Origin of the sequence: Enterobacter sp. SECR19-1250, assembly GCF_013391025.1 — a bacterium.
Classification (GTDB): Bacteria; Pseudomonadota; Gammaproteobacteria; order Enterobacterales; family Enterobacteriaceae; genus Enterobacter; species Enterobacter cloacae.
This window is the reverse complement of record NZ_JACASJ010000062.1, coordinates 17,958-29,724: the sequence shown is the minus strand read 5'-3', so window position 1 is coordinate 29,724 and position 11,767 is coordinate 17,958. Positions and strand designations below refer to the sequence as shown.

Sequence of the window (11,767 nt, the reverse complement as noted above, 5' to 3'; positions counted from 1 at the left end):
CACAACCCGCTACGGGGGAGACTTACCCGAAATCTGATTTATTCAACAAAGCCCCTCGGAGCCGTTGTCTTCTAACACGCATTAAGGGGGTTATAATGGAAAAGAATAGCGAAGTCATCCAGACCCATCCGCTTGTTGGCTGGGATATCAGTACCGTAGATAGCTACGATGCGCTGATGCTGCGTTTGCACTACCAGACCCCGAATCAACTCAACCGTGAAGAAGCGGAAGTTGGACAGACGCTGTGGCTTACAACAGACGTCGCCCGTCAGTTTATTTCTATTTTAGAGGCAGGTATTGCCAAAATAGAATCTGGCGACTATCAGGAAAATGAGTATAAACGGCACTAGGTTTATACCTATTCTTCGCTCAACAGGCACCCTCCGGGTGCCTTATTTATTTCTCCCTTGTGTCAGCCCGCATAGTTAATTACTCTGCTAACAAAGCGTGAGTTCGAGAGATGGATATGAGATACGACTTAATCATTATTGGTAGCGGATCCGTGGGGTCTGCCGCCGGTTATTACGCAACGCAAGCGGGTCTGAAGGTCCTGATGATCGATGCCCATCGTCCTCCCCATGCAGAGGGCAGCCATCATGGCGACACCCGGCTTATTCGCCACGCCTATGGTGAAGGCGAGCGCTATGTTCCGCTGGTGCTTCGCGCCCAGACGCTATGGGATGAACTGGCGAAGCTGACGGAAGAACGCATTTTCGAACGCACGGGCATCATCAACCTGGGCCCTGCCCGCTCTGATTTTCTGGCCAACGTTGAGCAGAGTGCGAAAGCGTTTAATCTTGATGTGGAGAAGCTGGACGCGGCAGGCATCATGGCCCGTTGGCCAGAGATTGCCGTCCCGGACGATTATATCGGCCTGTTTGAAGCCAACTCCGGGGTCTTACACAGTGAAACGGCCATCAAAACCTGGATCGATCTTGCGGAAAAAGCGGGCTGCGCTCAGCTCTTCAACTGTCCGGTGGAATCCCTCACTCATCACGCTGACGGCGTTACGGTCACCACTGCGGACGGAGAATATTCAGCGTCCCGTCTGCTGATTAGCGCAGGCACCTGGGTCACCCGTCTGCTGCCCGATCTGCCTGTTCAGCCGGTGCGCAAGGTCTTCTCCTGGTTCCAGTCGGATGGCCGTTACAGTGCACAGAATAAATTCCCGGCATTTACCGGGGAGTTACCGAACGGCGATCAGTTTTACGGCTTCCCGTCTGAGAAAGACGCGCTCAAAATCGGAAAACACAATGGCGGGCAGGCGATCTCCTCCCCTGAAGAGCGTAAACCGTTCGGTGCATACCCACAGGATGGCTCCGAAGCGTTTACCTTCCTGCGCAATATCCTGCCGGGCGTAGGCGGTTTACTGTATGGTGCTGCCTGCACCTACGACAACACGCCGGACGAAGACTTCATCATTGACACCCTGCCGGGGCATGACAACACGCTGCTTATCACTGGCCTCAGTGGTCATGGCTTCAAGTTCGCCTCCGTGCTGGGCGAAATCGCTGCGCAGTTTGCCCAGGGGATCGCACCGCAGTTTGATCTCACCCCCTTCTCACTTTCGCGTTTTAGCAGATAATCCGCCGCGGGTTTCGGACGTCCGGAACCCGTTTTCCAGACAGAAAACGGGACATTATGCGCAGGATCGTTGGCTTTCTTATCAATAACATTCGTGAGCATTTTATGCTCTATATTTTATTATGGGTGCTGCTGGCACTCATCGATATTATTTACATTGTATTTTACTGAAAAGTGAAGCTGACAATTACTGACATTACTTTAGGTTAGCTTAATCTTTTGCTTGCTGCTTATTCCGCCTTGCACGAAGCGATTGAATTACATTTGCGGATCATTTTCAAAACCGCTGGAATAAATAAAATAAAAATCTATATTCAATTATTTCAGTTGCAATATCATTTATTCCCGTTCATTTTTACTATTCTGTTTTTCTTCGAATGGTCATTCTGATGCAATTGCGTAACTCCTCTCAGCGCTACGGAATAATATCCATGTGTTTACACTGGATAGTTGCTCTTACCGTTTATGCAATGTTCGGACTGGGTCTGTGGATGGTGACACTCAGTTATTATGACGGCTGGTATCACCAGGCACCAGAACTGCATAAAAGCATCGGCATCCTGCTGATGATGACGTTGGTTATTCGCGTGATCTGGCGTCACATTTCCCCGCCGCCCGCCGCGCCCAAAACCCACAGTAAATTAACGCGTGTCAGCGCGGTTGCCGCGCACGTTACACTCTATATCCTGCTGTTCGCCATTCTGATTAGCGGCTATCTCATTTCCACTGCAGACGGCAAGCCGATTAACGTCTTTGGCCTGTTTGAGGTTCCGGCCACGCTCTCTGACGCAGGGGTTCAGGCCGACACCGCAGGCGTGGTGCATCTCTGGCTCGCGTGGAGCGTGGTGATCCTGTCTGTCCTGCACGGGCTTGCCGCCCTTAAACACCATTTCATCGATAAAGACGATACGTTAAAGCGCATGCTTGGCCGTTCGTCAGTTGACTCTGGAGCATAAAATGAAAAAACACCTGCTGGGTATCGCATTAGGTTCTCTGTTATTCACCACCGGTTCTGCCGTGGCGGCTGATTATAAAATTGATAAAGAAGGCCAGCATGCTTTCGTCAATTTCCGTATTCAGCACCTCGGTTATAGCTGGCTGTACGGTACCTTTAAAGATTTTGACGGCACATTCACCTTTGACGATAAAAATCCTGCCGCCGATAAGGTCAATGTGACCATTAATACGAATAGCGTCGACACCAACCATGCAGAGCGCGATAAACATTTGCGTAGTGCGGAATTCCTGAATGTATCAAAATTCCCACAGGCGACCTTTACGTCGACCGAGGTGAAGAAAGAAGGTGAGAAGCTGAATATTACCGGTAATCTGACGCTCAATGGCGTCACGAAACCGGTGACCCTGGAAGCCAAATTACTCGGCCAGGGTGACGATCCGTGGGGTGGCAAACGCGCAGGTTTTGAAGCCGCAGGGAAAATTCATCTGAAAGATTTTAATATCACCACGGATTTGGGTCCGGCGTCTCAGGACGTAGAACTGATTATTTCCGTTGAAGGTGTTCAGCAGAAGGCATAATAAACACGCCCGGCAGGGTTTGACATTGCCGGGCGTCATTATCATTCCGGGTCAGGAATACCCAGTTTGGTATTCAGGCGGCCACGGGATTTATTAAAAATCTTATTGCCGTTTTCACGTCCCGCACGACGGCGGCGCTGCTCCTCTTCCGGCAGCATGCTCTCTTCACTGCACAGTTCGCTACAGCAGCCGTTAAATTTCTCTGCGCACGCCGGGCACTGAATAAACAGCAGATGACAACCGTCATTTTTGCAGTTGGTGTGGGTATCGCACGGTGCGCCGCACTGGTGGCAATGGGCAATCACGTCTTCTGAAATACGCTCACCCATTCGCTCGTCAAAGACAAAGTTTTTACCGATAAAACGCACCGGTAACCCCTGCTCACGGGCACGGCGGGCATACTCGATGATACCGCCTTCGATATGCCAGACCTTATTAAATCCGTTATGTTTCATCCACGCGCTGGCTTTTTCGCAGCGAATACCACCGGTGCAGTACATAACGATTTTCTTATCTTTATGTTCCTGCATCATCTCAACCGCTTTCGGCAGCTGCTCGCGGAAGGTGTCGGCCGGGATTTCCATTGCGTTCTCGAAATGACCCACTTCATATTCGTAGTGGTTACGCATATCGATGAATACCGCGTCCGGGTCATCAAGCATCGCATTGACTTCTGCCGCCTTCAGGTATTCCCCCACGTCGGCCGGGTTGAAGGCCGGGTCGTCAATGCCGTCTGCCACGATGCGCTCACGCACTTTCATACGCAGCACCCAGAATGATTTACCGTCATCGTCCAGGGCGATGTTCAGGCGTAAGCCGTTCAGCGCCGGATCGAAGCCGTAAAGAAAATCGCGGAAGGCGCTCACGTTGCTTTCCGGGATGCTGATCTGGGCGTTGATACCTTCACGCGCCAGATAGACGCGCCCAAAGACGTTCAGCGCGGTGAAGGCTTTATAGAGCTCATCGCGGGTCGCTTGCGGATCGTTGATCGTGAAGTATTTATAGAATGAGATGGTCGTGCGCGGTTCGGTTTCAGCCAACATACGCGCTTTCAACATCTCATTCGATACGCGGTTGTGTAACACTGGCATGGTGTACAAGTCCTGCAATCGTTATTGAGAAAGGAAAATCGGTCGGCATCATATAGCAAACAATAACAATTTACATCCACACAATTTACGCTACATTTCTGTCAGCCTGAACTATGCGTCATAACATTTGCTGCATTAGCGCGCGTTTCGACATCAGACATTTTGGCTATGTAGTAAAAAATGAGACACTAAGACCTTCAGGACGTTAGAAAACAGGACCGACATGACCCAATTACCGAAATTTACCGTCACCCTTTTGCATCCTCGCTATTGGTTGACCTGGCTTGGCATTGGCTTTTTATGGCTTCTGGTCCAACTCCCCTACCCGGTTATTTTCCGTCTGGGCAAAAACCTGGGTCGTCTTGCGCAAATGTTTATGAAGCGTCGCGCCAGAATTGCCTACCGCAACCTTGAACTGTGCTTTCCGGACATGAGCGAGGCTGAACGTCATGACATGGTGACCAGGAATTTTGAGTCTGTCGGCATGGGGCTGATGGAAACAGGAATGGCGTGGTTCTGGCCGGACAAACGCATGGCACGCTGGAGCGTCGTTGCCGGTACGGGGATGGAGCCGGTACATTCGCTGCAGGCGAATCAGACGGGCGTGCTGCTGATTGGCGTACACTTTCTGACCCTGGAAATCGGCGCCCGTATGTTCGGTATGCAGGCGCCCGGCATTGGGGTTTATCGTCCAAACGACAACCCGGTTATTGATCTGATCCAGACCAATGGCCGTATGCGGTCCAACAAAAGCATGATCGACCGTAAGGATCTGAAGGGTATGATCCGCGCCCTCAAATCAGGTGAAGTGGTCTGGTATGCCCCCGATCACGACTACGGCCCGCAATCCAGCGTATTTGTTCCGTTCTTTGCCGTTGAAGAGGCGGCCACCACCACGGGCACCTGGATGCTGGCACGCATGTCCAAAGCCGCCATCGTCCCTTTTGTTCCGCGCCGCAAACCGGATGGTTCGGGTTACGAATTGATTATGCTGGAGCCCGAACTGGCACCTCCACTGGATGATGCTGAAACCACCGCACGCTGGATGAACGGCATTGTCGAGAAATGCATTATGCTCGCACCGGAGCAGTACATGTGGCTGCACCGCCGCTTTAAAACGCGGCCAGAAGGCACGCCGTCCCGCTATTAATTTCCCCTGCGGCCCTTTGGGCCGCTCCCTGTTTTAGCTTTAAAAGCTCTCCCTCATTGCGGCAATCATAACCCAGGCGCATAATTAGCAGGCTTATTACTTCATGCCTTACGGTGCGCTGCACCTCATTATGCGGATTGTTATGTCACCCTCAGATGCCCCCATAAACTGGAAACGTAACCTTACGGTTGCCTGGCTTGGCTGTTTTCTTACCGGCGCGGCGTTTAGCCTCGTGATGCCCTTTCTGCCCCTGTACGTTGAACAACTGGGCGTGACGGGCCACAGTGCGCTCAATATGTGGTCTGGTCTGGTGTTCAGCATCACTTTCCTCTTCTCCGCCATTGCTTCGCCGTTCTGGGGCGGCCTTGCCGACCGTAAAGGGCGTAAAATCATGCTGCTGCGCTCGGCGCTGGGAATGGCCATCATCATGGCGTTAATGGGTGTGGCGCAGAACGTCTGGCAGTTTCTGATTTTGCGCGCGCTACTTGGCCTGCTGGGAGGATTTATTCCCAACGCGAATGCGCTGATCGCCACCCAGATCCCGCGTCATAAAAGCGGCTGGGCGCTCGGGACGCTCTCAACCGGAGGCGTCAGCGGCGCCTTGCTGGGGCCTCTGGCGGGCGGCTTGCTGGCGGACAGCTATGGCCTGCGCCCGGTATTTTTCATTACTGCCAGCGTGTTGTTCCTCTGCTTTATCGTTACGCTGATCTGCATTCGTGAAAACTTCACCCCCGTCGCCAAAAAAGAGATGCTCCACGCGCGGGATGTGCTGGCTTCACTCAAAAACCCCAGACTGGTACTGAGCCTGTTCGTGACGACCCTGATTATTCAGGTCGCGACCGGTTCGATTGCCCCTATTCTGACGCTGTACGTTCGCGATCTGGCAGGTAACGTGAGCAACATTGCGTTTATCAGCGGGCTGATTGCCTCCGTACCCGGCGTGGCGGCGCTGCTTAGCGCCCCGAGGTTAGGGAAACTGGGAGACCGCGTCGGCCCGGAAAAGATCCTGATTTGTGCGCTGGTGATCTCCGTGCTGCTGCTCATTCCCATGTCGATGGTGCAATCACCCTGGCAGCTGGGCGTTCTGCGCTTTTTGCTGGGTGCCGCCGACGGGGCGTTACTGCCCGCCGTTCAGACCCTGCTGGTTTACAACTCTACGAACCAGATCGCCGGGCGTATCTTCAGCTACAACCAGTCATTTCGCGACATCGGCAACGTTACCGGCCCGCTGGTGGGGGCCGGGATCTCCGCCAGCTTCGGTTTTCGCGCCGTGTTTATCGTCACGGCGGGCGTAGTACTGTTTAATGCGGTTTACTCGTGGTTCAGTTTATCCCGGACATTACGGCCGGTGGCGGAATAAGACAAATACGTGACGGCTTATTTTCGCATTCATACTTGCAGAATCAGATATTCAGCTATTCTTTCCCTGAAACCTTCTGGAAAACAGGGAGACACCAATGACCATGTACGCCACGCTGGAAGAAGCTATTGATGCCGCTCGTGAAGAGTTCCTCGCCGATAACCCCGGCGTTGATGAAGAAGATGCGGACGTGCAACAACTCAATATCCAAAAGTATGTCCTTCAGGACGGAGATATTATGTGGCAGGCCGAATTCTTTGCTGACGAAGGTGAAGAAGGCGAATGTTTGCCGATCCTGAGCGGTGAAGGCGCTCAGGCCGTCTTTGATGGTGACTATGACGAAATTGAGTTGCGTCAGGAGTGGCTGGAAGAGAACACCCTGCACGAGTGGGATGAGGGTGAATTTCAGCTCGAGCCACCGCTGGATACGGAAGAAGGTCAAACCGCAGCTGACGAATGGGACGAGCGTTAATTCCCGCTACTCATAGGGGCCGTGGCTGGCATCGATGGGCAACAACAGCGTATCGAAAATCAGCGAGAACGGCAGATCGAGCACCGTCAGGTAGCGCCATGCGGAATCCCGGACATCCCATTTCACGCCCGGATAGTACTGATTCCCGTGGCCCTGCCCCGGAATGGTGCGACTGATGATGCTGCCGCAGCCGCTCAGCAGACATGCCATCATGACGACGATGATTATTTTCATCCGTTACCTCTAAAAAAATACCGGCGTTTAAGCCGGTATTTTATCTGGCGGGTGGCACATTGCTTACCCGCCCTACGTAGCCACTTACTTCGCCTTCAGCGCCAGCGGGTTAAGCTTCAGATCGTTGTAGTAGTTCACCCACGAGGAGTAGCGCTCCGGGGAAGACCACACACGGTAGTGCAGACGCGACATAGTCACCGGATCGCTTAACAGCACCAGACGGCGGTCGCGGTTAAGTTTCTCTGGCGTCTCGTTCAGCGCCTGTTCAACGTGACGATCGCGGGCAATCTCCAGCACCTTACTGGCACGGTGACGCGCGGTAGCCATTGCCGTTGCCAGGGCGTTAAACGACGGGTTAAACACCGCGTGCATAAAGCCATCATCCAGCGTACGACGGCGGTTCTGCTCCAGATAGGTGTCAGTATCCACCAGCACCTTCGGCGGCGAATACTCTTCCGGGATCAGGAACAGCTTCCAGCGTTTGGTACGCAGGCCAACCGTTGAGCGGCTTGAAATGACCGACACAAACGGCGACAGGATCAGCGAGAAGACAATCGGCGCCAGCCAGAACAGGAAGCGCAGATCCAGCCATGCCATCCCAGCAGCCCACACCAGCCCCAGCAGCAGCTGCGAGCCGTGACGCATAAAGGCTTCACCCCACGGCGTGGAATCATCATCACGCTGCGGTGAGTTCCAGACCACTTCCCAGCCCAGGAACGCGCTGACCACAAACACGGTATGGAACAGCATACGCACCGGTGCCAGCAGCACGGAGAACAGCACTTCCAGTAGCAGTGAAACCGTTACCCGCCAGAAACCGCCATACTCCTTCGAGCCTTTGCACCAGATCAGAATGATACTGAGCAGCTTCGGCAGGAACAGCAGCACCATGGTGGAGGCAAACAGCGCTATCGCCAGCTCCGGACGCCACTGTGGCCACACCGGGAACAGCTGACGCGGCTGCAGGAAGTACTGCGGCTCAGTCAGCGCATGCACCACCTGCAGAGCAGTGGAGAGCGCCAGGAACATAAACCACAGCGGCGCGGAGAGATAAGACATCACGCCGGTCAGGAACACCGCACGGTGAACCGGGTGCATCCCTTTCACGAGGAACAGACGGAAGTTCATCAGGTTCCCGTGACACCAGCGGCGGTCACGCTTAAGTTCATCCAGCAGGTTCGGCGGTAGTTCTTCATAGGATCCAGGCAGATCGTAGGCAATCCAGACGCCCCACCCTGCACGACGCATCAGCGCCGCTTCCACGAAGTCGTGCGACAGAATCGAGCCGGCAAACGAACCTTCGCCCGGCAGCGGTGCCAGCGCACAGTGCTCAATAAACGGCTTCACGCGGATAATGGCGTTGTGACCCCAGTAGTGGGACTCACCCAACTGCCAGAAGTGCAGACCGGCAGTAAACAGCGGCCCGTAAACACGGGTGGCAAACTGCTGGCAACGCGCGTAAAGCGTGTCCATGCCGGACGCTTTTGGCGAAGACTGGATGATACCCGCGTTCGGGTTAGCTTCCATCAGACGCACCAGACCGCTCAGACAATCACCGCTCATCACCGAGTCGGCGTCCAGCACCACCATGTAGCTGTACTGGTTACCCCAGCGACGGCAGAAGTCATCGATGTTCCCGCTCTTACGCTTCACGCGGCGGCGGCGGCGACGGTAGAAAATCTGCCCTTCACCCTGCACTTCGGCAATCAGCTCCATCCAGGCCTTTTGCTCGGCAACGCAGATGTCCGGATTGTAGCTGTCGCTCAGGATATAGACGTCGAAATGGGCGGCGTTACCGGTCGCCTTAACGGACTCCCAGGTTGCGCGCAGCCCCGCGAATACGCGGTCAACGTCTTCGTTACAGATAGGCATAATCAGCGCCGTACGGTGCTCAGGATTCAGGGGTTCATCCCCGACCGTAGACGCCGAAATGCTGTATTTGTCTCGTCCCATCAGCAGCTGCAGGAAGCCCATCAGCGCGGTCCAGAAACCGGCCGAAACCCAGCAGAAGAGAACGGCGAACAGCAGAAGAATGCCACTTTGCAGGATATACGGCAGCAGTTGCATGAAGGAGACCCAGATATCCTGGCCCATCATGTCTGCCGGGTTGATCAGCGCCCAGCCCTGGTAAGGCAGAATCGTCTTCATGTACCAGGTTGCGACAACCGTCTGCGCCAGCGTCAGCAGCAGAAGAATGTAGCGACGGATCGTCCCCACGGTACGCCATTTCTGTTCGGAGGCCTGCTCTTCTTTTGTCAGACGCGACAGATAGCGTGGCGTCACGTCACGCCCGCGCAGGCGATCCCAGAAGCGGCCAACCGGGTTGGTACGCCAGGGGTCGGGGAACATGGAAGAACGCGTTGCTTTCGGCATCGCCTGAAGCTGATCGCGTCCTTCGTCGTCTTTAATCAACTGCCCTTCTGCCAGCGAGTCCGGCCATGCCTGCTCCAGACGTGCCTTCACTGACCCCAGCGGAGAATCGTCATCACGTGAAAACTGACGATGTTCCCCATCCAGCGCGGCATGTACCGCGCGGATGTCGCTCTCAGGCAGTGCCGCTTTTTCGATATCCGTCAGCGGCATGGCATCAATATATTCAGATGTATTATTCATTGGCAGGTAGCTGATAGCTCCAGGTTTCACTCAGCGGCTGATCGTTACTGACCAGCGCAGCGCGCATTTCAGTGGTCTGTTTCGGATCTTTCACTTTCACGCGCAGGGTCAGACGCCACCCTTTCGTTACCGGGTTGTAACGTACGGTGTTCTCAACGATCTCACCGTTATCACCGATGCTGGCCTGGGCGGTCACGGCAGTATCTGGCGCCAGTTTTTTCATGTCCTGGCCGGTGAAGTCCACCACGAAAGCGACGGTACCGTCAGGCTGACGGATAAGGTTAGACTGTTTCACGTCACCCGTTGAACGGCGAGTCTGCATGACATACGCGTTATCCGGCGCATGCAGTTTGTCTTCGTCGCGGCTAAAGGTGATCGTGTATTTGAAGTTCATCTCTTTCCCGGCTTCCGGCAGCTGATCCGGCGTCCAGTAAGCGACGATGTTATCGTTGGTTTCATCATTGGTTGGGATTTCAACCAGTTCAACCTTCCCTTTGCCCCAGTCACCTTTCGGGGTCACCCACGCGCTTGGACGCAGGTCGTAGCGGTCATCCAGATCTTCAAAGCGAGAGAACTGACGGCCACGCTGCAGAAGGCCGAAACCTTGCGGGTTTTCCATCGCAAAGCTGCTGACAGCCAGATGTTTCGGGTTGTTCAGCGGACGCCAGATCCACTCACCGTTACCGGCATGAATAGACAGGCCGTTGGAATCGTGCAGTTCAGGACGGAAGTTGGTCGCCGGTGACGGCTGGTTCGGCCCAAACAGGAACATACTGGTCAGCGGCGCAACGCCCAGTTTACCCACTTTGTCGCGCAGGTAGACTTTAGACTGCACGTCAACCACCGTGTCACGTCCTGGCATGATCACAAAGCGGTACGCGCCCGTTGCACGCGGGGAATCCAGCAGTGCGTAGATAGTCAGACGTTTATCCGTTGGTTTTGGACGTTCGATCCAGAACTCGCGGAAACGTGGGAATTCTTCACCTGATGGCAGCGCGGTATCAATAGCCAGGCCGCGCGCAGAAAGCCCGTACACCTGTCCCGCGCCAATAACGCGGAAGTAGCTGGCGCCGAGCATGCTGACGATTTCGTCGTTTTTATCTTTGCTGTTGATCGGGTAAAGCACCTTGAAGCCTGCAAAGCCCAGATCTTTAACCGTATCTTTGTCGTGCTGCACATCGCCAAAATTGAAGTAATCCGGGCTGTATTTGATTTTACGTACCGCCGTTGCCGTCACTTCATTGATGGCAACAGGGGTGTCGAAGTACATACCCTGATGATAAAACTCAAGCTTGAACGGGGTCTTAATATTGTTCCAGTACGCTTTATCGTGATTGAACTGGATCTGCTGATAGTCCGCATATTTCATGTCGCGGAAAACGGAGGGCAAGTTACTTTTCGGCGCTTCGTAGCTCTTGCCTGCCATCGATTTTGCCTGTTTTGCGACATCGTCGATGTTAAAGGCCAGCGCCGATGAGGTATACAGGGATAACACCACTGCAGCACCCAACCAACGCATTTTCATCATCTGTGGTTTATGTTTCATAATAAGTAAGCACTTCCCCCTTTGTGTGCTTATATCGATCCGATCCATTTTAATGGAAACTCAGGCAATCCGACAACATTATCACCGCTTTGTTCAGCTCGCTGGCTCAGGGATTAAGCAAATGAAAGAACCCGCTTTTCACTTTGCGTGCTTATCCTGGAGACAGGGTGTCGGTCTTGGT

12 protein-coding genes are annotated in these 11,767 nt (G+C 54.0%); 8 read left to right on the top strand and 4 right to left on the bottom strand.

The window, feature by feature from the left end:
- Positions 1-95: 95 nt before the first annotated feature.
- From bssS to HX884_RS16210, 5 genes are all read left to right on the top strand, one after another.
- Positions 96-350: a biofilm formation regulator BssS gene (gene bssS, locus HX884_RS16230; RefSeq protein ID WP_008500827.1), complete on the top strand. Its 255-nt coding sequence runs from the start codon at positions 96-98 to the stop codon at positions 348-350.
- Positions 351-466: 116 nt separating this feature from the next.
- A complete protein-coding gene (gene solA, locus HX884_RS16225) occupies positions 467-1,585 on the top strand; it encodes an N-methyl-L-tryptophan oxidase (protein ID WP_044158660.1) in 1,119 nt (372 codons plus the stop codon).
- Between the two features lie 56 nt (positions 1,586-1,641).
- A complete protein-coding gene (locus HX884_RS16220) occupies positions 1,642-1,755 on the top strand; it encodes a YceO family protein (RefSeq protein WP_020689623.1) in 114 nt (37 codons plus the stop codon).
- 218 nt (positions 1,756-1,973) lie between these two features.
- Positions 1,974-2,540, top strand: a complete 567-nt coding sequence (locus HX884_RS16215; protein ID WP_028027945.1) for a cytochrome b — start codon at positions 1,974-1,976, stop codon at positions 2,538-2,540.
- 1 nt (position 2,541) lies between these two features.
- The gene (locus tag HX884_RS16210) at positions 2,542-3,120 is read left to right on the top strand and encodes a YceI family protein (RefSeq protein WP_013097156.1); all 579 of its coding nucleotides are present in this window, start codon (positions 2,542-2,544) and stop codon (positions 3,118-3,120) included.
- Between the two features lie 41 nt (positions 3,121-3,161).
- Here the strand turns inward: HX884_RS16210 and HX884_RS16205 are convergent, their stop codons facing one another.
- Positions 3,162-4,211: a rhodanese-related sulfurtransferase gene (locus HX884_RS16205; RefSeq protein WP_013097157.1), complete on the bottom strand. Its 1,050-nt coding sequence runs from the start codon at positions 4,209-4,211 to the stop codon at positions 3,162-3,164.
- Positions 4,212-4,434: 223 nt separating this feature from the next.
- Here HX884_RS16205 and HX884_RS16200 point away from each other — a divergent pair, with 223 nt between their 5' ends.
- From HX884_RS16200 to HX884_RS16190, 3 genes are all read left to right on the top strand, one after another.
- Positions 4,435-5,361, top strand: coding sequence for a Kdo(2)-lipid IV(A) acyltransferase (locus HX884_RS16200; protein WP_029881949.1), 927 nt, complete (start codon positions 4,435-4,437; stop codon positions 5,359-5,361).
- 142 nt (positions 5,362-5,503) lie between these two features.
- On the top strand, positions 5,504-6,721 hold the full coding sequence (gene mdtG, locus HX884_RS16195; protein ID WP_028027946.1) for a multidrug efflux MFS transporter MdtG: 1,218 nt from the start codon (positions 5,504-5,506) through the stop codon (positions 6,719-6,721).
- 97 nt (positions 6,722-6,818) lie between these two features.
- A complete protein-coding gene (locus HX884_RS16190; RefSeq protein ID WP_014831418.1) occupies positions 6,819-7,193 on the top strand; it encodes a MysB family protein in 375 nt (124 codons plus the stop codon).
- A 6-nt stretch (positions 7,194-7,199) separates the two neighbouring features.
- Here the strand turns inward: HX884_RS16190 and HX884_RS16185 are convergent, their stop codons facing one another.
- From HX884_RS16185 to mdoG, 3 genes are all read right to left on the bottom strand, one after another.
- The gene (locus tag HX884_RS16185) at positions 7,200-7,427 is read right to left on the bottom strand and encodes a YceK/YidQ family lipoprotein (protein ID WP_013097162.1); all 228 of its coding nucleotides are present in this window, start codon (positions 7,425-7,427) and stop codon (positions 7,200-7,202) included.
- 84 nt (positions 7,428-7,511) lie between these two features.
- A complete protein-coding gene (gene mdoH, locus HX884_RS16180) occupies positions 7,512-10,040 on the bottom strand; it encodes a glucans biosynthesis glucosyltransferase MdoH (RefSeq protein WP_020689626.1) in 2,529 nt (842 codons plus the stop codon).
- On the bottom strand, positions 10,033-11,586 hold the full coding sequence (mdoG, locus tag HX884_RS16175) for a glucans biosynthesis protein MdoG (protein ID WP_020689627.1): 1,554 nt from the start codon (positions 11,584-11,586) through the stop codon (positions 10,033-10,035). Before mdoG ends, mdoH begins: the two co-directional genes overlap by 8 nt.
- Positions 11,587-11,767 lie beyond the last annotated feature (181 nt).

Coding starts and splice junctions, on each gene's coding strand:
- HX884_RS16215 (WP_028027945.1), top strand. CDS start 1,974: ATGCAATTGCGTAACTCCTCTCAGCGCTACGGAATAATATCCATGTGT.
- HX884_RS16185 (WP_013097162.1), bottom strand. CDS start 7,427: ATGAAAATAATCATCGTCGTCATGATGGCATGTCTGCTGAGCGGCTGC.
- HX884_RS16220 (WP_020689623.1), top strand. CDS start 1,642: ATGCGCAGGATCGTTGGCTTTCTTATCAATAACATTCGTGAGCATTTT.
- bssS (WP_008500827.1), top strand. CDS start 96: ATGGAAAAGAATAGCGAAGTCATCCAGACCCATCCGCTTGTTGGCTGG.
- HX884_RS16200 (WP_029881949.1), top strand. CDS start 4,435: ATGACCCAATTACCGAAATTTACCGTCACCCTTTTGCATCCTCGCTAT.
- solA (WP_044158660.1), top strand. CDS start 467: ATGAGATACGACTTAATCATTATTGGTAGCGGATCCGTGGGGTCTGCC.
- HX884_RS16205 (WP_013097157.1), bottom strand. CDS start 4,211: ATGCCAGTGTTACACAACCGCGTATCGAATGAGATGTTGAAAGCGCGT.
- mdoH (WP_020689626.1), bottom strand. CDS start 10,040: ATGAATAATACATCTGAATATATTGATGCCATGCCGCTGACGGATATC.
- HX884_RS16190 (WP_014831418.1), top strand. CDS start 6,819: ATGACCATGTACGCCACGCTGGAAGAAGCTATTGATGCCGCTCGTGAA.
- mdtG (WP_028027946.1), top strand. CDS start 5,504: ATGTCACCCTCAGATGCCCCCATAAACTGGAAACGTAACCTTACGGTT.
- HX884_RS16210 (WP_013097156.1), top strand. CDS start 2,542: ATGAAAAAACACCTGCTGGGTATCGCATTAGGTTCTCTGTTATTCACC.
- mdoG (WP_020689627.1), bottom strand. CDS start 11,586: ATGAAACATAAACCACAGATGATGAAAATGCGTTGGTTGGGTGCTGCA.